The sequence below is a fragment of the Streptomyces sp. NPDC037203 genome (assembly GCF_055605065.1).
The window spans coordinates 58064-79102 of record NZ_JBVJUC010000014.1; the positions used below are offsets into that span (position 1 = coordinate 58064).

At 74.7% G+C, this 21039-nt stretch carries 17 protein-coding genes and 1 riboswitch; of the genes, 1 reads left to right on the forward strand and 16 read right to left on the reverse strand.

What is annotated here, in order from left to right:
* Window positions 1–94: 94 nt before the first annotated feature.
* From cobC to cobM, 6 genes are read right to left on the reverse strand one after another with little or no spacing between them, the layout of a single operon-like run.
* Window positions 95–1153: an Rv2231c family pyridoxal phosphate-dependent protein CobC gene (gene cobC, locus ACZ7EC_RS29615; protein ID WP_471067345.1), complete on the reverse strand. Its 1059-nt coding sequence runs from the start codon at window positions 1151–1153 to the stop codon at window positions 95–97.
* Window positions 1143–2051, reverse strand: coding sequence for a sirohydrochlorin chelatase (locus ACZ7EC_RS29620; RefSeq protein ID WP_471067346.1), 909 nt, complete (start codon window positions 2049–2051; stop codon window positions 1143–1145). Before ACZ7EC_RS29620 ends, cobC begins: the two co-directional genes overlap by 11 nt.
* A complete protein-coding gene (locus tag ACZ7EC_RS29625) occupies window positions 2048–2635 on the reverse strand; it encodes a precorrin-8X methylmutase (protein WP_471067348.1) in 588 nt (195 codons plus the stop codon). Before ACZ7EC_RS29625 ends, ACZ7EC_RS29620 begins: the two co-directional genes overlap by 4 nt.
* Window positions 2632–4335, reverse strand: a complete 1704-nt coding sequence (cobJ, locus tag ACZ7EC_RS29630; protein WP_471067350.1) for a precorrin-3B C(17)-methyltransferase — start codon at window positions 4333–4335, stop codon at window positions 2632–2634. Before cobJ ends, ACZ7EC_RS29625 begins: the two co-directional genes overlap by 4 nt.
* Window positions 4332–5570 (reverse strand): precorrin-6y C5,15-methyltransferase (decarboxylating) subunit CbiE, encoded by a 1239-nt coding sequence (cbiE, locus tag ACZ7EC_RS29635; RefSeq protein ID WP_471067351.1) that lies wholly within the window; start codon window positions 5568–5570, stop codon window positions 4332–4334. Before cbiE ends, cobJ begins: the two co-directional genes overlap by 4 nt.
* Window positions 5567–6397 carry a precorrin-4 C(11)-methyltransferase gene (gene cobM, locus ACZ7EC_RS29640; protein ID WP_471067455.1) on the reverse strand — a complete coding sequence of 277 codons (831 nt, stop codon included), beginning with the start codon at window positions 6395–6397 and terminating at the stop codon, window positions 5567–5569. The genes cbiE and cobM overlap by 4 nt, the downstream gene beginning before the upstream one ends.
* A 167-nt stretch (window positions 6398–6564) precedes the next feature.
* On the opposite strand from cobM, the gene ACZ7EC_RS29645 reads away from it, so the two are divergent.
* The gene (locus ACZ7EC_RS29645) at window positions 6565–7296 is read left to right on the forward strand and encodes a ZIP family metal transporter (protein WP_397986588.1); all 732 of its coding nucleotides are present in this window, start codon (window positions 6565–6567) and stop codon (window positions 7294–7296) included.
* 23 nt (window positions 7297–7319) lie between these two features.
* Here ACZ7EC_RS29645 and cobI read toward each other — a convergent pair whose 3' ends face one another.
* The 10 genes from cobI to ACZ7EC_RS29695 form a co-directional block, all read right to left on the reverse strand.
* Complete coding sequence (cobI, locus tag ACZ7EC_RS29650; RefSeq protein WP_471067353.1) at window positions 7320–8051, reverse strand: precorrin-2 C(20)-methyltransferase; 732 nt, start codon at window positions 8049–8051, stop codon at window positions 7320–7322.
* Window positions 8048–9430 carry a cobyrinate a,c-diamide synthase gene (locus ACZ7EC_RS29655; protein ID WP_471067355.1) on the reverse strand — a complete coding sequence of 461 codons (1383 nt, stop codon included), beginning with the start codon at window positions 9428–9430 and terminating at the stop codon, window positions 8048–8050. Before ACZ7EC_RS29655 ends, cobI begins: the two co-directional genes overlap by 4 nt.
* Window positions 9424–10023 carry a cob(I)yrinic acid a,c-diamide adenosyltransferase gene (gene cobO, locus ACZ7EC_RS29660; protein ID WP_471067357.1) on the reverse strand — a complete coding sequence of 200 codons (600 nt, stop codon included), beginning with the start codon at window positions 10021–10023 and terminating at the stop codon, window positions 9424–9426. The genes ACZ7EC_RS29655 and cobO overlap by 7 nt, the downstream gene beginning before the upstream one ends.
* Window positions 10023–12023: a putative cobaltochelatase gene (locus ACZ7EC_RS29665; protein ID WP_471067359.1), complete on the reverse strand. Its 2001-nt coding sequence runs from the start codon at window positions 12021–12023 to the stop codon at window positions 10023–10025. The genes cobO and ACZ7EC_RS29665 overlap by 1 nt, the downstream gene beginning before the upstream one ends.
* A complete protein-coding gene (gene cobN / locus ACZ7EC_RS29670; protein WP_471067361.1) occupies window positions 12020–15676 on the reverse strand; it encodes a cobaltochelatase subunit CobN in 3657 nt (1218 codons plus the stop codon). Before cobN ends, ACZ7EC_RS29665 begins: the two co-directional genes overlap by 4 nt.
* Entirely contained in the window at window positions 15673–17181 is a 1509-nt protein-coding gene (locus tag ACZ7EC_RS29675; protein ID WP_471067363.1) for a cobyric acid synthase, read from the reverse strand. Before ACZ7EC_RS29675 ends, cobN begins: the two co-directional genes overlap by 4 nt.
* Window positions 17178–18131 (reverse strand): cobalamin biosynthesis protein, encoded by a 954-nt coding sequence (locus ACZ7EC_RS29680; RefSeq protein ID WP_471067364.1) that lies wholly within the window; start codon window positions 18129–18131, stop codon window positions 17178–17180. The genes ACZ7EC_RS29675 and ACZ7EC_RS29680 overlap by 4 nt, the downstream gene beginning before the upstream one ends.
* 121 nt (window positions 18132–18252) lie before the next feature.
* Window positions 18253–18326: riboswitch (cobalamin riboswitch) on the reverse strand.
* Window positions 18327–18545: 219 nt separating this feature from the next.
* Window positions 18546–18773, reverse strand: coding sequence for a hypothetical protein (locus ACZ7EC_RS29685; protein WP_397986595.1), 228 nt, complete (start codon window positions 18771–18773; stop codon window positions 18546–18548).
* Window positions 18774–18804: 31 nt separating this feature from the next.
* Window positions 18805–20067 (reverse strand): inorganic phosphate transporter, encoded by a 1263-nt coding sequence (locus ACZ7EC_RS29690; RefSeq protein WP_471067366.1) that lies wholly within the window; start codon window positions 20065–20067, stop codon window positions 18805–18807.
* Window positions 20068–20221: 154 nt separating this feature from the next.
* Window positions 20222–20977 carry a lysozyme gene (locus ACZ7EC_RS29695; RefSeq protein ID WP_471067368.1) on the reverse strand — a complete coding sequence of 252 codons (756 nt, stop codon included), beginning with the start codon at window positions 20975–20977 and terminating at the stop codon, window positions 20222–20224.
* Window positions 20978–21039: the final 62 nt, after the last annotated feature.

The window sequence follows — 21039 nt, forward strand, 5'->3', positions numbered from 1 at the left end:
GGGGGAGCCCCACCGGTCCCGCCCCGGCGTCCCGCGTCCGCCAACGCCCGTGCTGCGCGGCGCACTTGGCCTCCCGGTGACCGGGGGGGTCCGGTCAGGCGAGGGCGGCCGACAGGGCGGTCAGGAAGGCGTCCGTCGTGGCCCGGTCGCGGACGGCGAGCCGTATCCAGTCGGGCCCGAGACCGGGGAAGGTGTCCCCGCGGCGCACGGCGTAGCCGAGCTCGCGCAGCCGGCGCCGTACGGCGGCCGCCGCCGGGACGCGGACCAGTACGAAGGAGCCCTCGGCCGGTCCCGCGACCCGCACCCCGCGGGGCGCCAGCGCGGACAGTCCGGCGACCAGGTGCGCCCGGTCGCCGGCGAGGCGGTGCGCCACGTGCCCCGCCTCCGCCAGGGCGCGCGGCGACACGCACGCCTCGGCGGCGGCCAGCGCCGGGGTGGACACCGGCCACAGCGGCTGGGCCCGCTCCAGCTCGGCGACGATCTCGGGCTCGGCCAGCACATAGCCGATGCGCAGACCCGCGAGCCCCCAGGTCTTGGTGAGGCTGCGCAGCACCACGAGACCGGGTATGTCGGTCCGCCCGGCCAGCGCCTCCCGCTCGCCCGGCACCGCGTCCATGAACGCCTCGTCCACCACCAGCACCCGTCCGGGCCGGGCGAGCCGGGCGATCACCGGGGCCGGGTGCAGGACCGACGTGGGGTTGGTCGGATTGCCGATCACCACCAGGTCGGCCCGCTCCGGCACCAGCGCGGCATCCAGCCGGAAGCCGTCCTCGGGCCGCAGCAGCACCCGCTCCACGGTGTGCCCGGCGTCCCGCAGCGCCGCCTCCGGCTCGGTGAACTGCGGGTGCACCACGACCGGTTGGCGGACCTTGAGGGCGCGGGCGAGCAGCACGAACGCCTCCGCCGCGCCCGCCGTCAGCAGCACCCGCGACACCGGCAGCCCGTGCCGCGCCGCCACCGCCGCCCGCGCGGCCCGCCCGTCCGGGTAGGCCGCGAGGGAGGTCAGGGAGGCGGCGATCCGGTCCCGCAGCCACGGCGGGGGCGTGTCCGCCCGTACGTTGACGGCGAGGTCGACCAGCGCCGCGCCGCCGTCCCGTACCTCGGCGTCCCCGTGGTGGCGCAGGTCGGGTCCGGGGGAGCCCTCAGTGGGCATGGCTGTGCGTGTGCCCGCCGTGGTGGTGCCCGTGACCGTGGTCGTCGTCGTCCGGGTGGAAGTGCGGCTGCTGCGGCAGGCCCACCTTGTCCTCGAAGCCCGGCAGCGCGATCCGGTACACGCACGAGTCGCAGTTCATCCGCAGATCGCCCTGGACGGCCTCCTCGTACCGCTCGAGCACCAGGTCGAGCAACTCCGGCTCGGGGCCGATGACATCGGCCGAGGACACGGCGGTCTCCGGGTGCGCGGCCGCCCACTCCTCGGTCTGCCGCCGCACCCGGTCCGGCAGGATCCCGGTGAACAGGAAGTAGGGGAGCACGACGATCCGCCGCGCCCCCAGCGCCGCGCAGCGGTCCAGGCCGCTCGGCACGTCCGGCGCGGCGAGGGACACGAACGCCGTCTCCACCCCGGCGTACCCCCGGCCCTCCCACAGCAGCCGGGCGGCCTTGAAGACCTCCGCGTTGGCGTCCGGGTCGGTGGAGCCGCGGCCGACCAGCAGCACGGTCACCTCGGCGCGGTCCTGGCCGCCGATCGCCTCGTCCAGGCGCCGCTCCAGCACGTCCAGCAGCGCCGGGTGCGGGCCGAGCGGGCGGCCGTAGGTGTACGAGATGCCCGGATGCCGCTCCTTCTCACGGGCCAGCGCGGCCGGGATGTCGCCCTTGGCGTGCCCGGCGGACACCAGCATCAGCGGCACGGCCGCGAACCGGCGTACGCCCCGCTCCACCAACTCGGCCACCGCGTCGCCGAGCGGCGGCGGGGACAGCTCGATGAAGCCGCCCGCGACGGGCAGGTCGGGACGGCGGCGCCCCAGCTCCCGCACGAAGGCGCGGAACGCCTCGGCTCCGGCGTCGTCACGGGTGCCATGGCCGGCGATCAGCAGGGCGGGCGGGGTGTTCACAGAGTCTCCTCGGACGGAATCGGTTGGTACAGCAGGGCGTTGAGCGCGGCGGCCGCGACCGCCGAGCCGCCCTTCTCGGACACGTTGCTCACGGCGGGCAGCCCGCTCGCGCGCAGCGCGGCCTTGGACTCGGCCGCGCCGACGAAGCCGACGGGCAGGCCGATGACGAGCGCCGGGTCGGCGTCCAGGGTCAGCAGCTCCTCCAGGGCGGTCGGCGCACAGCCGATCACCCACAGGGCGCCGGGACCGACCTCCTCGTAGGCGAGCCGGATCGCATGCGCCGAACGGGTGAGGCCCGGACCGGACTCGGCGTCCTTCAGCCGGCACACGGTCCGGCGCCGGGTGATGCCGGCGGCGACCATCTCCACGTCCACCACGACCGGCGCCCCGGCGTGCAGCGCGGCGTGCGCCGGCACCAGGTCGGCCTCGGCCAGCACGAGGTCGCTCGCGTACTCCAGGTCGGCGGCGGAGTGGATGACCCGCTCCACCACCGCGCGGGTCAGCGGCGGGAGGTGGGAGGTGTCCAGGCGGGCGCGCAGCCGCCGGAAGGACTCCTGCTCGATGGGGTGCACGATCCGGTTCACCGGGCCTCCTGCGTCTCCTGCGGCTGCCCGCTCTGCCAGCGGTAGCCGCGCGGGGTCACCATGCGCCCGGCGACGGTCCGGGTCGCGGTGTTGCCCACGGTGACGACCGTCATCATGTCCACGCTCGCCGGATCGAGCCCGGCGAGCGTGGTGACCCGGCTCGACCCGTCCGGCCGCGAGGCGTTGCGTACGACACCCACGGGCGTCGTCGGCGCGCGGTGCTCGGCGAGGATGCCCAGCGCCTTCGGCAGCTGCCAGTCGCGGCCCCGCGAGCGCGGGTTGTAGAAGGTGACGACGAGGTCCGCCTCGGCCGCCGCCCGCACCCGCCGCTCGATGACCTCCCACGGTGTGTGCAGGTCGGACAGGCTGATGGAGACATGGTCGTGGCCCAGCGGCGCGCCCAGGATCGCGGCGGCGGCCAGCGCGGCCGTCACGCCGGGCACCCCGATCACGTCGATGTCGCCGGACGCCTCGGCGAGCGCCGGGGAGGCCATGGCGTACACGCCCGCGTCCCCGCTGCCGATCAGCGCCACCGCGTGCCCCCGCCGGGCCTGCTCCACCGCGGTGCGGGCCCGCTCCTCCTCGGCGCCGAGCCCGGACTCCAGCACGCGGGTGCCGGGCCGCAGCAGATCGCGGATCTGGTCCACGTACTGGTCGAGCCCGACCAGCACCGAGGCCCGGCGCAGCTCGGCGGTCGCGCGCGGGGTGAGCAGATCGCGGGCGCCGGGCCCGAGCCCGACCACCGCGAGCCGCCCGCGCCCCGGCCGGCGCACCACGGCGCAGGTCGCCATCGCCGGGAAGGCGCCGGACTTCCGCTTGGGGACGAGCAGTTCGCCGCCGCCGAGCAGCGCCGCCGCCTCGGCGACCGACGGGGTGCCGACGGCCGCGAGCGGCGCGGCCGAGGGGTTGGGCACCTCGACGGCGGCCAGCTCCCCGGCGGAGTACGTCACCACGGGCACGCCCAGCCGCTCGGCGGCCCCCAGGATGCCCGGCTCCGCGGACTTGGCGTCCACGGTGGCGAGTTGGGCGACGGACCGCGGGGACAGCCCCGCCTCCCGCAGCGTCTGCCCGATCAGCCCGAGCACCTCGTCCACCGGCGCGCCCCTGGACGCGCCGACCCCGACGACGAGGGACGGCGGCCGCAACAGCACCTCGCGCTCGCCGGGTTCGACGTCCCGGTCGGTGAGCCGGATCGTGTACGACCCCTGCGGCGCGACCGGCAGCGGCGGCAGCGGCCATGCCAACTCCTGTACGAGCGAGACCGGTTCGCCGTCCAGCAGGGCGCGGGACACGGCGGCCACCGCGCCCTCGCAGGGCAGGCCGAGCGTGTCGAGGCCGACCAGTCCGACGGCGTCCGTGGCGGTGGTCACCACCGGTTCGGCGCCCAGCAACTCGCCTACTTCGACAGCGAGTTCATTGGCGCCGCCGCCGTGCCCGCCGAGCAGCGACACCGCGAACCGGCCGCCCTCGTCCACACAGACCACACCGGGGTCGGCCGCCTTGCCGGCGAGCAGCGGCGCGAGCAGCCGTACCGTCGCGCCCGTCGCCAGGAAGCACACCAGCTGCTCGCACTCGGCGAACGCGGTCCGCACCGCCTCCCCGGCCGGTCCCTCGTACACCCGCGTACGGTCCGGCCAGGCCGCGGCCAGCCGGTCCCGTGCCGCCGCCCCCGCCGCGGTGGCGGAAATCAGGCCGATCACTGGTCAACTCCTTCTACGGTTGCGGGGGTTCTGACGCCCCAGAGCAGAAACACCGGGTTGGCCGCCGCGAGCCGGGTCACGTCCCCCGGCAGCGGGGCGAGCCGCGAGGACTGGAGCAGCACGCCGTCGCAGCCGAAGCCGGCGCCGGTCAGCGCCTCGCGGGCCGTGGGCACCCGGTCCAGGGCGGCCATGGCCACCACCACGGACCGGCGCGCCCGCCCCGCGCACGCCCGGATCACGGCGGGCAGCTCGGCGCCCCCGCCGCCGACGAACACGGCGTCCGGGTCGTCGGACAGCGTGGCCAGCACCTCGGGCGCCGTGCCGTGCACGACGTCCACCTCCACGCCGTGGGCGCGCGCGTTCTCCCGGATCCGGGCCACCCCGTCCGCGGCCTTCTCGACCGCGACCACGGCCGCACCGAGCCGCGCGCACTCCACCGCGACCGACCCGGACCCGGCGCCGACGTCCCACACCAGATCGCCGAGCCGCGGCCCGAGCCGGGCCAGCGCGAGCGCGCGCACCTCGAACTTGGTGATCATGGAATCGCGGTGGGCGAACCCGGCCTCCGGCAGCGCCCACCCGGCGGGCCCCGCGGGCACCCCGGCGATGGTGCGCAGGGGGCCCGGAGCCGAGGGCTCCGCCAGGCACAGCACCACGCTCACCGCCGTACCCCAGTCCCGCGCCGCCGCCTGCGCGGGCGTCACCCGCTCCACGCGTTCCCGCTCCGGGTCGCCCAGCGCGCCGGCCACCACCAGGGTCCGGTCGCGGCCGGCCAGCGCGGCGCCCAGTTCGGCCGGGCCCGCGCCCGGACCCGTGAGGACGGCGACCTTCGGGTGCGAGCGGCAGACGTTCGCGGCCGTGCGCAGGTCCCTGCCGTGCGCGCTGACCACCACCGCGTCGTCCCAGGGCAGCCCGAGCCGGGCGAACGCGGCGGCCACCGACGAGACCCCGGCCCGCACCGACAGCAGCTCGGTCCCGAAGCGCTCGCCGAGCGCCCGGACGATCCCGAAGAAACCGGGGTCCCCTGAGGCCAGCACAAGGACCGGCAGCTCCTCGGCAACATATCCGGCGATGGTGTCCAGGGCGGGCGCCAGCGGCCCGAGCACGACCCGCTCCGCCCCGGCGGGCAGCCGTACCGCGTCCAGATGCCGCCGCCCGCCGACGACGAGCGCCGCGCCGTCCGCCACGTCCTCGGGAAGCGGTGCCCCGGTCCCCGCACCGACGACGGTGATCACCTGCCCGCCCCCCGCTCGCGCAGCTCCCGCCGCGCCTGCGGGTCTGCCTTGCGGAAGCCGTGGAAGTGGCCGGGGTGGTACAGGTGCGAGCGGGTGCCCTGCGCGGCCAGTGCGGGGCCGACCAGGAACAGCGTGTGCTTCCAGAGCTTGTGCTCCTTGACCGTCTCCTCCAGCGTGCCGACCGTGCACCGCACGATCAGCTCCTCCGGCCAGGTCGCCTGGTAGGCGACGATCACCGGCGTGGACGTCGGATAGCCGCCCTCCAGCAGCTCCCGCACCAGCTGACCACTGCGCGCCGCCGACAGGAACACCGCCATCGTGGTGCCGTGCCGGGCGAACTCGCGCACCTCCTCGCCGGGCGGCATCGGCGTCTTGCCGCCGCCGAGCCGGGTCAGCACGACGGACTGCGCGACCTCGGGGATCGTCAGCTCGCGCCCCGCGAGGGCGGCCACCGCGGAGAACGCCGACACGCCGGGCACCACCTCGGTGGCGATGCCCAGCTCCGCGCACCGGTCCAGCTGCTCCTGGGTGCCGCCCCACAGCGCCGGATCGCCGGAGTGGATCCGCGCCACCTTCAGCCCCTCGGCGCGCGCCCGCGCGTAGACCGCGACGACCTGCTCCAGGGACATGGCCGCCGAGTCCAGCACCTCGGCGTCCGCGCGCGCGTGCTCCAGCACCTCCGCCTGCACCAGGCTCGCCGCCCAGATCACCACGTCCGCCTCGGCGATCGCCCGCGCGGCCCGGAAGGTCAGCAGATCGGCGGCGCCGGGGCCCGCTCCGACGAAGGTCACCTTGCCGAGGGGCGCCCCGGCGGGGTCGCCGGCCATCGGATCCGTGGGGTCGCCGGCCATCGGATCTGCGGAAGCGTCGGCCATCGGGAAAGTCCTCTCGTACGGAAAGCACACGGCAGTAGCGGGGTGAAATGTCAGAATGCGAGGCGATATGTGAGGTGCCCGATGTGCGCGAAGGCGCCTTCATCGGATAGCAAGTGCCTATGGCGGTCTTCGTCGCGCTCGGCGCGTTCCTGATGACGCTGGCCGGCGGCTGGACGGCTCAGCGAGTGACCGACCGTCGGCATCTCGTCCTGGGACTCGCCGGCGGTCTGATGTTGGGCGTGGTCGGCCTCGACCTGCTGCCGGAGGCGCTGCGCGCCGCCGACCGCGAGATCTTCGGCGTCCCCGCGGCCCTGCTGCTGTTCGTGACCGGCTTCCTCCTGGCCCACCTCGTGGAACGCACCCTCGCCGCGCGCCAGGCCGCCCACGGCGGGGACGAGCACGACCACCACCGGGTGCCCGAGGTGGGCCTCACGGCGGCCGGCGCCATGGTCGGCCACAGCGTCATGGACGGCGTCGCGATCGGCGCCGCCTTCCAGGTCGGCGGCGGCATGGGCACGGCCGTCGCGCTCGCCGTGATCGCCCACGACTTCGCCGACGGCTTCAACACCTTCACCATCACCAGCCTGTACGGCAACGCCCGCCGCCGCGCCATCGGCATGCTCGTCGCGGATGCCTGCGCACCCCTGGTCGGCGCGCTGTCGACCGTGTTCTTCCACATCCCCGAACCGGTGCTCGGCGGCTATCTCGGCCTCTTCGGCGGTGTCCTGCTCTACCTCGCCGCCGCCGAGATCCTGCCCGAGGCCCACCACGAGCACCCCGCCCGCTCCACCCTGCTGTGCACGGTCGCCGGAGCCGCGTTCATCTGGCTGGTGGTCGGCATCTCCGGCTGACCGGGCCGGCCGCCGGACACCGCTCACAGCTTCCCGCCCCGCCCGCCGTCCCGCCGCGGCGGCGCGATCAGCGTCGACAGATACGGCAGCGGCGAACCGTCCAGCTCCGCAGCGGGCCGCACCGACTCCTCCGGCAGCCCCAGCGCCGAGCCCCACACCGCGTCGTCGAGCCGCCCGGCCCGCGCCAGCGCCCCCGCGACCTCGGCGGCCTGCCGGCCGAACTTGTACGCCACGACCGTCCCCGGACCGGCCAGCGCCTCCTCCAGCACCGCCGCGCCCGCCGTCACCGGCACCAGCGTCAGCGGCTCGGTGCCCTCGGTCAGCACGGCACCCGAGCGCGCCGCGAGGTCCTGCATGGCGGTGATCCCCGGCACGGTCTCCACGGCGACGCCCGGCACCAGCTCCGCGATGGTCTGCGCGAGATACGTGAACGTGGAGTACACGTTCGGGTCCCCGATGGTGGCGAACGCGACCGAGCCGTGCCGCCCCAGCAGCTCCGCGACCCGTGCACCCGCCTCGTCCCAGGCGGCCTCCCGGCGCGCCCGGTCGCTCCGCTCGTTCAGCGCGAACACCACGCGGACGATCTTCTCCCCGGACACGTAGTGCGCCACCGTCGCCTCGGCCCGCCCGCGCTCACCGCTGTCCATCACGGGTACGACGACCACCTCGGCCGCCCGCAGCGCGTTGACCCCCTTCACGGTCACCAGCTCCGGGTCTCCGGGACCGACCCCGACACCGATCAGCCTGCTGCTCATGACGTCCGGCACCTCTCCACGAACCGACGGGCCACACCGGGCTCGGACGCCCAGTGCGTGTGCAGATAACTCGCGTGCACGCCCCGCTGTACAAAACCCTCGACCCGCCGCTCCCGGCCCCGGATCCCCCAGGCGGCCACGGCACCGGCCCCCGGCTCCACCACGGTGCGGTGGAACTCGTGCCCCCGCATCCGCGTCCCGGCGGCGGCCAGCACGCTGTCCCCGACGGCCACCGCGTCCCGGTACCCGAGCGTGAGCCGCTCGGTCATCCGCGCGCCGGCGTCCAGCACGCCGCACAGCGGACGGCCGTCCAATTCCCGGCACAGATAGAGCAGTCCGGCACACTCGGCCGCGATCGGCGCCCCGGTCGCGGCGAGTTCGGCGACGGCCTTGCGCAACGGCTCGTTGCCGGACAACTCGGCCGCGTACACCTCGGGAAAACCGCCACCGACGACCAACCCGGCGGTCCCGTCCGGCAGTTCCTCGTCACGCAGCGGATCGAAGGTGACGACCTCGGCTCCGGCGGCGGTGAGCAGCTCGGTGTGCTCGGCGTAGGAGAAGGTGAAGGCGGGACCCGCGGCCACGGCGATCGTGGGCCCGGGCCCTCCGGCCGGCCGAGACGGCCGGCCGTGGACGGCCACATCGGGGGTCCAGGGGGCGAAGCCCCCCGGCACGGCCCCCGCGGAACGGGCCAGCCGCTCCAGCGCGGGCATGTCGCACCCGGCGGAGACCAGCGCCGCCATCTCCGAAACGGCGGCCACCGCAAGGTCCCGCCGCTCGGCCACCGGCACCAGCCCCAGGTGCCGCGACGGTGTCTCCACCGGCCGCGTCCGCCGCAGCGCGCCCAGCACCGGCACCCCCACGGAGTCCAGCGCCTCCCGCAGCAGCTCCTCGTGCCGCACGGACCCCACCTTGTTCAGGATCACGCCCCCGACCCGCACCCCCGGATCCCAGGACACGAACCCGTGCACCAGCGCCGCCACCGACCGCGACTGCGCGGACGCGTCCACCACCAGCACCACCGGCGCCCCCAGCAGCTTCGCCACGTGCGCGGTGGACGCCAGCTCACCCTCCCCGGCCGCACCGTCGTACAGCCCCATCACGCCCTCGACCACGGCGATGTCACACCCCCGCGCCCCGTGCAGGAACAGCGGCGCCATCAGCTCCGGCCCGCACAGGTACGCGTCCAGGTTCCGCCCCGTCCGCCCGGTCGCCAGCGCGTGGTATCCGGGGTCGATGTAGTCCGGCCCGACCTTGTGCGGGGACACGGCGAGGCCCCGCGCGGCGAACGCGGCCATCAGCCCCGTGGCCACGGTGGTCTTGCCGCTGCCCGACGAGGGCGCGGCGATGACCAGCCGGGGCACCGACGGTGTCACCACTCGATGCCCCTCTGACCCTTCTGCCCCACGTCCATGGGGTGCTTGACCTTCGACATGTCGGTCACCAGGTCCGCGAAGTCCACCAGCGCGGCCGGCGCGTTCCGCCCGGTGATCACCACATGCTGGGTGCCGGGCCGCTCGCGCAGCACCTGGACGACCTCCTCGGTGTCCACCCACCCCCAGTGCATCGGGTAGGCGAACTCGTCCAGCACGTAGAACCGGTACGTCTCGGCCGCCAGGTCCCGCTTGACCTGCTCCCAGCCCTCCCGCGCCTTCTCCTCGTTGTCCAGCTGCGCGTCCCGCTGCACCCAGGACCAGCCCTCGCCCATCTTGTGCCAGTCCACGCGCCCGCCCTCGCCGGAGGCGCCGAGCACCCGCAGCGCGTTCTCCTCGCCGACCTTCCACTTCGCCGACTTGACGAACTGGAACACCCCGATGGGCCACCCCTGGTTCCAGGCCCGCAGCGCCAGCCCGAACGCGGCGGTCGACTTCCCCTTGCCGACGCCCGTGTGCACCACGACCAGCGGCCGATTGCGGCGCTGACGAGTCGTCAGCCCGTCGTCCGGTACGACACTCGGCTGTCCCTGCGGCATTACGCGGCCCTCCTCGACGTCCCCTGCACATCCCGCACCAGCCCGGCGATCGCGTCCGCCCGCAACTCGTCCAACGTGACCGCAGTGCCCGCGAGTTCACCCGCGAGCTGCCCGGCGAGCCCGAGCCGCACCGGCCCCGACTCGCAGTCCACGACCACCGAGGCGACCTGCTCGGCGGCGAACAGCCGCGCCGCCCGCCCGGCGAGCGCGACCGGCTCCGGACCCCCCGTGGCCCGGCCGTCGGTCACGACGACCATCAGCGCGCGCCGCGCCGGATCCCGCAGCCGCTCCACCCGCAGCACCTCGTGCGCCTTGAGCAGCCCGGCCGCGAGCGGGGTACGCCCCCCTGTGGGCAGCGATGCGAGCCGTACGGCCGCCGCGTCCACCGAGGACGTCGGCGGCAGCGCCACCTCTGCGCCGGAACCCCGGAAGGTCACCAGGCCCACCTTGTCCCGCCGCTGATAGGCGTCGAGCAGCAGCGACAGCACGGCGCCCTTCACCGCGCCCATCCGCTGCCGGGCCGCCATCGACCCCGAGGCGTCCACGACGAACAGCACGAGATTGGATTCGTTCCCCTCTCGCACGGCTTGCCTCAGGTCGTCCCGGCGGATCACCAGCCCCGGCCCGCTGCGCCCCCGCGCCCGCTGGTGCGGCGCCGCCGCGTGCACGGTCGCCGCCAGGTGCAGCTTCGTCAGGGCGCCCTGCGGCCGCCGCGCTCCCGTGGTCCGCCCGTGCTCCGTCCGCGCCCGCGAACGCCGCCCGGCGGCACCCTCCCCGATGCCGGGCACGCTGAGCACCTTGGTCCGGAACGGCTCGGCCGCCCGCACCGGAGCCTGCTCACCCGCCCCGGCCCCGGCAGGCCGCGGCTCGTCGCCCGCACCGCTCTCCGGCCGCGCGGCGGTGTCCCCGCCGCCCTCGGGACCGGAGTCGGGCGCGGGCCGGCCGCCGCCACCGGGACCGCCCGGATCGTCGTCGCCGTCCCCGTCCTGCCCGGCGGACTGCTCCAGCGTCTCGTCCAGCTTGTCCTCGTCCAGGCCCGGAGCGTCGAAGGGGTTGCGGCGCCTGCGGTGCGGCAGCGCCAGCAGCGCCGCCTGCCGCACGTCCTCGGCGAGTACGTCCGTGCGCCCCGCCCACGCCGCCAGCGCGGTCGCCGTGCGCGCCATCACGATGTCGGCGCGCATGCCGTCCACCTCGAAGGCCGCGCAGGTCGCCGCGATCTGCCGCAGCGCCGCGTCGCCGAGGCGCACCTGCGGCAGCAACTCCCGCGCCGCGGAGATCCGTTGCCGTACGGCGGCCTCCTCCCCGGCCCAGCGCGCGGCGAACGCGGCGGGGTCGTCGTCGTACGCGAGCCGCCGCCGTACGACCTCCACCCGCTGGTCCGGCTCCCGCGAGGCCGCGACCTCGACGGTGAGCCCGAACCGGTCGAGCAGCTGCGGCCGCAGCTCGCCCTCCTCCGGGTTCATGGTCCCGACGAGCAGGAACTTCGAGGCGTGCCGCACGGACACGCCCTCGCGCTCCACGTACGAGGCGCCCATCGCCGCCGCGTCCAGCAGCAGGTCGACCAGGTGGTCGTGGAGGAGGTTGACCTCGTCCACGTACAGGATCCCGCGGTGCGCGTCGGCCAGCAGGCCCGGCTCGAACGCCTTCACGCCCTCCGCGAGCGCCCGCTCGATGTCCAGCGCGCCGACCAGCCGGTCCTCCGACGCGCCGACGGGCAACTCGACCATCCGGGCCGCCCGTTCGACACCGGGCCCCGCTTCGTGCGGGCCGTCCGGGCACCCCGGATCCGGCGCCCCCGGATCACAGGAGAACCGGCATCCGGGCACCACGGCCACCTCGGGCAGCAGCGCGGACAGGGCCCGTACCGCCGTCGACTTCGCGGTGCCCTTCTCGCCCCGCACCAGCACACCGCCGACGGCCGGGGACACGGCGTTCAGCAGCAGTGCGAGCCGCAGATCGTCCTGGCCGACAACGGCCGTGAAAGGAAAGGGAATCGTCACTGGTCGTCGCCCTCCAAGTCGCCTTCCAGCTCCAGATAGGTGGCGCGCAGCCGCTCCAGCGTGTCCGCGTCCGGCTCGGCCCACAGGCCCCGGTCCGCCGCCTCCAGAAGCCGTTCCGTGACGCCGCGCAGCGCCCACGGGTTGGACTTCTTCATGAAATCCCGGTTCTGCGGGGCGAAGACGTACTCGGCGGACAGCTTCTCGTACATCCAGTCGTCCACCACGCCCGCCGTGGCGTCGTACCCGAACAGGTAGTCCACGGTCGCCGCCATCTCGAAGGCGCCCTTGTACCCGTGTCTGCGCATCGCCGCCATCCAGCGCGGGTTGACCACCCGCGCCCGGAAGACGCGGTGCGTCTCCTCGCCCAGCGTCCGCGTCCGCACCTGGTCCGGCACGGCCGAATCGCCCACATACGCCTCGGGGTTGGCGCCCGTCAGATGCCGGACCATGGCCACCATGCCGCCGTGGTACTGGAAGTAGTCGTCGGCGTCGACCAGGTCGTGCTCCCTGGTGTCGACGTTCTTCGCCGCCACCGCGATCCGCCTGAACGCCGTCTCCATGTCCCCGCGCGCCGCCCGCCCGTCCAGGCCCCGGCCGTACGCGTAACCGCCCCACACCGCGTACACCTCGGCGAGGTCCGCGTCCGAGCGCCAGTTCCGCGCGTCGATCAGCGGCAGCAGGCCCGCGCCGTACGCGCCCGGCTTGGAGCCGAAGATGCGGGCCGTGGCCCGGCGCCGGTCGCCGTGCCCGGCGCTGTCCTCGTCCACGTGCGCCCGTACGTAGTTGGCCTCGGCCGGCTCGTCCAGCTCGGCCACCGCGCGCACCGCGTCGTCGATCAGCCCGACCACGTGCGGGAACGCGTCCCGGAAGAAGCCGGAGATGCGGACCGTGACATCGATGCGCGGGCGCCCCAGCTCGGCCGGCGGGATCACCTCGAAGCCGGTGACCCGGCGCGAGGCGTCGTCCCAGACCGGACGGCAGCCCAGCAGCGCCAGGATCTCGGCGATGTCGTCGCCCTGGGTGCGCATCGCGGAGGTGCCCCAGACCGTCAGGCCGACGGACTTCGGGTACGCGCCGGTGTCGGCCAGGTACCGCTGCACCAGCGAGTCCGCGAGCGACTGCCCGACCTCCCAGCTCAGCCGGGACGGGATCGCCTTGGGGTCGACGGAGTAGAAGTTGCGGCCGGTCGGCAGGACGTTCACCAGGCCGCGGGTCGGCGAGCCGGACGGGCCCGCCGGGACGTAGCCGCCGTCCAGCGCCCGCAGGATGTGCCCGATCTCGTCCGTGGTGCGCGCGAGCCGGGGCACGACCTCGTCGCAGGCGAACTCCAGCACGGCCAGCGCGGCCGGGAGTTCGGCACCCCCGAGTACGTCCCCCACGACACCGCGCACGGCCTCGCGCGCCCAGTTCCGCGCCTCCATGCCCTCCGCGATCCGCCGGCACAGCTGCTCCAGCAGGTCGATCGCGTCGGCGGCCGTCCGCGCCGGCCCCGCCACCAGGTCCGTCAGCTCCACCGGCACCTTCACGGGCGCGCCCGGCTCGGCCAGCAACTCCTTCTCCACCAGCCCGAAATGCTCGGCGAGGCAGGCCCGCAGGCCGGGCAGCGCGTTCGCCCGGCCGCCCCAGACCTGGGAGGCGCGCAGCACGGCGAGGACGAGGTTGACGCGGGGTTCGCCGACCGGGCCGCCGCCCAGGATGTGCAGTCCGTCGCGGATCTGCACGTCCTTGATCTCGCACAGATAGCCGTCGATGTGCATCACGAACTCGTCGAACGCCTCGTCGTCCGGCTGCTCGTCCACGTGCAGGTCGTGGTGGAGCTCGGCGGCCTTGACCAGGGTCCAGATCTGGGCGCGGACGGCCGGCGCCTTCGCCGGGTCGAGGTCGGAGACGAGCGCGTACTCGTCCAGCAGCTGTTCCAGCTTGGCGAGGTCGCCGTAGGTGTCGGCGCGGGCCATCGGCGGCACCAGATGGTCCACCACGGTGGCGTGCCCGCGCCGCTTGGCCTGGGTGCCCTCGCCGGGGTCGTTGACGATGAACGGGTAGATCAGCGGGAGTTCGCCGAGCACCGCGTCCGGGGCGCAGCCGCGGGACAGGCCGAGGCCCTTGCCGGGCAGCCACTCCATGGTGCCGTGCTTGCCCATGTGCACGATCGCGTCCGCACCGAAGCTGTTCTCCAGCCAGCGGTAGGCCGCCAGGTAGTGGTGGGAGGGCGGCATGTCGGGGTCGTGGTAGATCGCGATCGGGTTCTCGCCGAAGCCGCGCGGCGGCTGGATCATCACGACCACGTTGCCGAACCGCAGGGAGGCCAGCACGATGTCGTCGCCGTCCACGTACAGGTTGCCCGGCGGCTCGCCCCACGCCTCGGTCATCGCCGCCCGCAGCTCGGGGTCGAGCTTCTCGAACCAGGCCCGGTAGTCGGCCAGCGGCACCCGCGCGGGCGCGGCGGCCAGCTGCTCCTCGGTCAGCCACTCCACGTCGTGCCCGCCGGCCTCGATCAGCCGGTGGATCAACTCGTCGCCACCGGACGGGTATGCGGTGAGCGAGTACCCGGCGTCCCGCAGCGCGTCCAGCACCCGGACCGCCGAGGCGGGCGTGTCCAGGCCGACCGCGTTGCCGACGCGGGAGTGCTTGGTCGGGTACGCGGTGAAGACGAGGGCGACGCGCTTCTCGGCGTTCGGCGTGTACCCGAGGCGGGCGTGGCGCGCGGCGATCCCGGCGACCCGCGCGGCCCGCTCGGGGTCGGCGACGTACACCGGGACCTCGTCGGGGCCCTGCTCCTTGAAGGAGAACGGCACGGTGATCAGCCGGCCGTCGAACTCCGGGATGGCGACCTGCATCGCCGCGTCCATGGGGGAGAGGGCGGCGTCCGACGCGTCCCACGCGGTGTGCGAGGAGGTGAGGCAGAGGCCCTGAAGCACCGGGATGTCCAGCTCGGCCAGGGCGCCGACGTCCCAGGCCTCCTCGTCGCCGCCCGCCGACGCCTCGGAGGCGTGCGTGCCGCCGGCGGCGAGCACGGTGGCCACCAGCGCGTCGGCCCGGCCCAGCAGCTCGTACAGCCCGGCGTCCGCGCCGCGCAGCGAACCGCAGTACACCGGGAGGGCGTTGGCGCCCTGCGCCTCGATCGCGGTGCACAGGGTGTCCACGAAGGCGGTGTTGCCGCTGAGTTCATGGGCCCGGTAGAACAGCACGCCCACCGTCGGGCGGCCGTCCCGGACCTCGTAGGCGCCGTGGACGCCGTACTCCGGCATCCGGCGCGGCTCCTCGAAGCCCTCGCCGGTCAGCAGCACGGTGTCGGACAGGAACCGGGACAGCTCCCGCAGATTGTCCGGGCCGCCCTCGACCAGGTAGCGCAGCGCTTCCGCCACCACCCCGGCGGGCACGGTCGACTCGGCCATCAGCTCCGCGTCCGGCACCGTCTCGCCGCCCAGCAGCACCGCCGGGACACCGGACGCCTTCAGCGCGGCCAGCCCGTCCTCCCAGGCGCGCTTGCCGCCGAGGAGGCGTACGACGGCGAGGTCGGCACCGGCCAGCAGCCGCGGCAGCTCCTCGGCGACGCCGACGCGGGTGGGGTTGCCGATCAGATAGCCGGCGCCACTCGCCCGTGCCGCCAGCAGATCGGTGTCGGCGGTGGACAACAACAACACTGTGCTCATGCGGGCGCTCCCGGTGGGATGAAGGGCAGTCCTTGCGGCGCGCCGGACTCGATGAGCCGCCACAGCGCGTCCGTGTCCGCGTGCTGTTCGATCAGGTCGCCGAGCCGGTCGAGCTGCTCCTCGCGCAGCGCGGCGAAGGAGGTGTCCGGAGCGGGCACGAAGCGGCGGCCCGCGGCGGCGGCCACCTCGCGCAGGAAGGCCCGGCGGAAGCCGTCCGACTCCAGTGAGCCGTGCCAGTGGGTGCCCCAGGTGGCGCCCACCCGGCAGCCGTCCAGGAAGGCTTCGCCGCCGTCGACTCGGGCGACGCCGTGGTGGATCTCGTAGCCCTCGACCGGTTCGCCGAGGGCCTGCCCGCGGGGGCGGGCGAGGGTCTTCTCGCGGGCGAAGCGCACCCGCACGGGCAGCAGTCCGAGTCCGGTGACCGCGCCGGCCCGCGACTCGACCTCGTCCTCGATGTGCTCGCCGAGGATCTGGAAGCCGCCGCAGATGCCGAGCACGGGCCGGTGTTCGGCGGCCCTGCGGGCGAGCGCGTCGGCGAGGCCGCGCTCGCGCAGCCACCGCAGCGCCCGGACCGTGCCGCGGGTGCCGGGGACGACGGCCAGGTCGGCGTCGGCCAGCTCCTCCGGGCGGTCCACGAACCGCACCACGACGCCGGGTTCGGCGGCCAGCGCGTCCACGTCCGTGAAGTTGGACATCAGCGGGATCGCGCAGACGGCGACGCGCAGCACGTCCGCGCCGAGTGGGGGAGCGACGGCCGACTCGCGCACCGCGCCCCGCAGGGAGACGCGCAGGCCGTCCTCCTCGTCGATGCCGAGACCGTGCCGGAACGGCAGCACGCCGTACGCCGGGCGCCCGGTGAGGCCCCTGAGCATGTCGAGGCCCGGTTCCAGCAGCGAGACGTCGCCGCGGAACTTGTTCACCAGGAACCCGGCGACCAGCTCCTGGTCCTCGGGCGAGAGCAGGGCGAGGGTGCCGAAGAAGGAGGCGAAGACGCCGCCGCGGTCGATGTCGCCGACGACGAGCACGGGCAGCCGGGCGCCGCGCGCGATCCCCATGTTGACGATGTCGGTGCGGCGCAGGTTGATCTCGGCCGGGCTGCCCGCTCCCTCGCAGATCACCGCGTCGTACTGCCCGCGCAGCTCGGCCAGGCAGTCCAGCACCGTGCCCAGCAGCCGCTGCTGGCGGCCGCCGTGGTAGCCGCGCGCGCTCAGCTCGCCCACCGCCTTGCCCAGCAGCACCACCTGGCTGCTCTGCTCGCCGCCCGGCTTGAGCAGTACGGGGTTCATCAGCGCGGTCGGTTCGATCCGGCAGGCCTGGGCCTGCATGGCCTGGGCGCGCCCGATCTCGGCTCCCTCGCGGGTGACGAAGGAGTTCAGGGACATGTTCTGCGCCTTGAACGGCGCGACGTTCACGCCCTGGCGCACCAGCCACCGGCAGATCCCGGCCGTCACGACGCTCTTGCCGGCGTCGGAGGTGGTGCCGGCGACGAGGAGACCACCGTTCACTTCCCGCGTCCCTTCAGTCCGTTGACGAGGTGGCGCGCGGCGAGTGTGGTGCCGAGCGCGAGCAGGCCGACCCGGCGGGAGAGCCGTACCGCCCGCTCGATGTCGGGGACCCGGACGGCCCGTCCGGTGGCGCCGTTGAGCACGGGACGGTGCTCGGTCCGGCCGCCGTAGGAGAGGGTGCCGCCCAGGCGCACGCCGAGGGCGCCCGCGAAGGATGCCTCCACGGGACCGGCGTTGGGGCTCGGATGCCGGCGGGCGTCCGCGCGCCAGGCCCGTACGGCGCCGCGCGGATCGGGTCCGGCCGCGGCGGCGAGTACGGCGGTCAGCCGGGCCCCCGGCCACCCGGCCACGTCGTCCAGGCGCGCGGACGCCCAGCCGAAGCGGCGGTACCGGGAGGACTTGTGACCCACCATCGCGTCCAGGGTGTTGACGGCCCGGAAGCCGAGCAGCCCCGGCACCCCGGCGGCCGCGCCCCACACGAGGGCGCCCACGACCGCGTCGGAGGTGTTCTCGGCGACCGACTCGACCACGGCCCGCGCGATCCCGTCGGCGTCCAGCGCCTGCGGGTCCCGGCCGCACAGGTGCGGCAGCCGGGCGCGGGCCGCCTCGACGTCCCCGGCCGCGAGGGCGCGGCCGATCGCCCGCGCCTCGCGGGCGAGGGAGGTGCCGCCGACGACGGACCACGCGGCCGCGGCGGTCAGGGAGACGGCGGCGGTGGGGGAGGGGCGTACGACGCGTGCGGCCAGCGCTCCGAGCGCGACGGCGCCACCGGCGCACACGGTGGTGTGCAGGGCGCCCCAGCCGCGGTGGTCGTGCCACAACGCGCCTTCCACGGCGGCGGCCGCCCGCCCGAACGCGGCGACCGGATGCCCGCGGCGGGGATCGCCGAGGAGGAGGTCGCCGAGGAGTCCGGCGGCGGCGCCGTACGCGTAACTGCGATCGGCGGCCATCGGCTCAGTCGGCCGTGGGCACCGCGACAGTGGTCCTGGTACTGGTCGTTCGGCAGCCGAGCATGGCGATGTGTCCTCACTCAGGGTGTCCGCGCCCTGGTTCGACGTGTTCCGGCGGCGAGAGTTCCTGGCTCTCCGGGGGGTTCTCCCCCGGTGACAGTGGCGGGACCGCGCCGGATTCGCACCGGCTTCCTCTCCTGCTGCCGTAGATGGCGTGGGCAGTCCACCACGCGCCCGGAACGGCCGTCAACTTGCCGTTGACCTGCGGGAGTGTGCAGATCCCCACACCGCGCGGGGTGGCCGGTCATGCCGAAGGCTCCCCTGCCGCGGGCGGCGCAGGGGAGCCTCGGGGACTGCCGGGGTGGTGCGGGGCGTGACGCCTTCGAGGTCAGGACCCCTGGGGGCGCCGGTGGCTCAGGACTTGGAGACGATCAGGAGGATGCCGTACGCCACCGCCGCCGCGCAGGCGGCGAAGCAGACGTAGGCGCCGGTGACGGCGAGCGTGGCGGAGCCGCCCTCGGCCGCGGCCTTCTCGCGCCGGGCCAGGCCGTTGATGCCGAGGGTGAACAGGACCACCAGGCCCACCGTGAACGCGAGACTGACGCCGAAGACGGAGCCGATGGCCGCCCAGTCGATCTTCATGGGGTTGCTTCCTTGGTGAGCGGGCTCGGGGTCAGACGGTGGCGGCCGGCGGGACGGCGGAGGCCGTCTGCTCGGCGGCCGGGACCGGCGCGGGGGCGGGGATGGTGGCCGTCAGGTCCTCGGTGATCGCGCCCGCGGGCGGCGGGCTCACCGCGGCGATGGCGGTGGTCACCACGCCGGACGGCTCCGCGGCCGGCTCGGCGACCACGTTGGTGTGGTCGATGACCTCGCGCCGGGACAGCTTGTAGATCCAGGCACTCGCGGCGACCAGGAAGACGGCGACCGCGGCGGTGCCCCCGTCACCGAGTTCGGTGACGGCCTCGGCGCCCGCGCCGACCAGCGCGGCGGCCGGCAGGGTGAGCACCCAGGCGACGGTCATCCGGGTCGCGGTGGACCAGCGGACGACACCGCCCTTGCGGCCGAGACCCGCACCCATCACCGCGCCGGAGACGACGTGGGTGGTGGAGAGGGAGAAACCGAGGTGGGAGGAGGCCAGGATGGCGGTCGCGGCGCTGGTCTGCGCGGCGAAGCCCTGGCGGGGCTCCAGATCGGTCAGGCCCGTGCCCATGGTGCGGATGATGCGCCAGCCGCCGATGTAGGTGCCGAGCGCGATGGCCAGGCCCGCGGAGAGGATCACCCAGGTGGGAGGGTTGGAGCCGGGGGCGATGGCGCCGCCCGCGATCAGTGCCAGGGTGATGACGCCCATCGTCTTCTGCGCGTCGTTGGTGCCGTGCGCGAGGGAGACCAGCGCGGCCGAGGCGACCTGGCCGGCGCGGAAGCCCTTGCGGGTGGCCTCGCCCCCGGTCTTGCCGCCGGCGGCGTAGGAGAACCGGGTCGCCACCAGCGCGGCGACACCGGCCACGACCGGCGCGGCGACCGCGGGCAGCAGCACCTTGGTGACCAGCACGCCGCCGTGCACGGCGCCGAATCCGGCGGAGGCGACGGCCGCGCCGATCAGACCGCCCATCAGCGCGTGCGAGGAGCTGGAGGGCAGGCCCACCAGCCAGGTCAGCAGATTCCAGAGGATCGCGCCGACCAGGGCGGCGAAGATGACCTCGGGACGGATGCCGCTCTCGTCGACGAGACCCTTGGAGATCGTGTTGGCGACCTCCACGGAGAGGAAGGCGCCCACCAGGTTGAGGGTGGCGGACATGGCTACCGCGAGCTTCGGCTTCATCGCGCCTGTGGAGATGGTGGTGGCCATCGCGTTCGCGGTGTCGTGGAAACCGTTCGTGAAATCAAACGCGAGTGCGGTAACCACCACAATCGCGAGGATCAGCGAGAAGCTTTCCATTTACCCAGGCAATCGTTCGAGGTCGTTGTCCGGATGAACGTAGGCAACCTGGGTGAACGGAAGATGAACTGGGGCGGGCACGGGAGTGTCCGCATCGGGCGGGTGGGGCTCCGCTTCCCCTCCCCGAACCGGGCGTGCCCATGCGCCCCTTGGCCTACCAGTCCGCGGCGAAGGTCCGCAGCCCGTCGGAGCTGCCGTTGAAGAGATTCTGGTCACCCGGCAGCCGACCCGCGGTGGCGTACTGCCAGAAGGTCCAGGACTGCCAGCCGCCCGGCAGCCTGCCCGGCCCCGAGGTGCCGTGGCGGGCGACCCACAGAGGGTGGCGGGAGGCGAAGGCGTGGCTGTCGCCGGTGCACTCCTTCCACCACTGAGCCGTGGTGTAGATCACGGGACGGCGGCCGGTCTCGCGGGCCACCTCGTCGCTGAACGACCAGATCCAGGACTTCATGCGCTTCCAGCCCAGCCGGTAGCAGGGGTGCTTCGCGCTGTACGGGTTGTATTCGATGTCCAGCGCGGGCGGCAGCGTCCAGCCGTCGGGCTGCCAGTCGCCGCCGTGCGCCACGAAGTACCTGGCCTGCCGGGCGCCGGAGGACCTGTCCGGCAGCGCGAAGTGGTAGGCGCCGCGGATCAGCCCGGCGTCGCGCGCACCGTCGTACTGCTGGTGGAAATAGGGGTTCTGGTAGCCCGTGGACTCGGTCGCCTTGACGTAGACGAAGCGCGCCCCGCCGGACCGGGCGGCCGGCCAGTCCACGTTCCGCTGGTGGGACGACACGTCGTGCCCCTTCGGCAGGCTGGCGATCCGGCCCGAGGGACCGGCCGCGGCGGCGGTGGCGCAGGTCAGGGCGAGTGCCGCCGCGGTCGCCGCAAGAGCACCGGCGCGGCGGCGGAGGTGGATGCGGTCACGGGCCATGTGCCAACTCCCCCTGGGGATGACGGACGACCGGATCGCCCGGCGGGCAGGAGGGCTCATTC

What these genes read in the sequence shown, in the direction of transcription:
- ACZ7EC_RS29685 (WP_397986595.1), bottom strand. Translation starts at nt 18,773, where the DNA reads ATGAAGATCGACTGGGCGGCCATCGGCTCCGTCTTCGGCGTCAGTCTC.
- cobC (WP_471067345.1), bottom strand. Translation starts at nt 1,153, where the DNA reads ATGCCCACTGAGGGCTCCCCCGGACCCGACCTGCGCCACCACGGGGAC.
- ACZ7EC_RS29695 (WP_471067368.1), bottom strand. Translation starts at nt 20,977, where the DNA reads ATGGCCCGTGACCGCATCCACCTCCGCCGCCGCGCCGGTGCTCTTGCG.
- ACZ7EC_RS29645 (WP_397986588.1), top strand. Translation starts at nt 6,565, where the DNA reads ATGGCGGTCTTCGTCGCGCTCGGCGCGTTCCTGATGACGCTGGCCGGC.
- ACZ7EC_RS29680 (WP_471067364.1), bottom strand. Translation starts at nt 18,131, where the DNA reads ATGGCCGCCGATCGCAGTTACGCGTACGGCGCCGCCGCCGGACTCCTC.
- cobI (WP_471067353.1), bottom strand. Translation starts at nt 8,051, where the DNA reads ATGAGCAGCAGGCTGATCGGTGTCGGGGTCGGTCCCGGAGACCCGGAG.
- ACZ7EC_RS29690 (WP_471067366.1), bottom strand. Translation starts at nt 20,067, where the DNA reads ATGGAAAGCTTCTCGCTGATCCTCGCGATTGTGGTGGTTACCGCACTC.
- cobM (WP_471067455.1), bottom strand. Translation starts at nt 6,397, where the DNA reads ATGGCCGGCGACCCCGCCGGGGCGCCCCTCGGCAAGGTGACCTTCGTC.
- cobN (WP_471067361.1), bottom strand. Translation starts at nt 15,676, where the DNA reads ATGAGCACAGTGTTGTTGTTGTCCACCGCCGACACCGATCTGCTGGCG.
- cobO (WP_471067357.1), bottom strand. Translation starts at nt 10,023, where the DNA reads ATGCCGCAGGGACAGCCGAGTGTCGTACCGGACGACGGGCTGACGACT.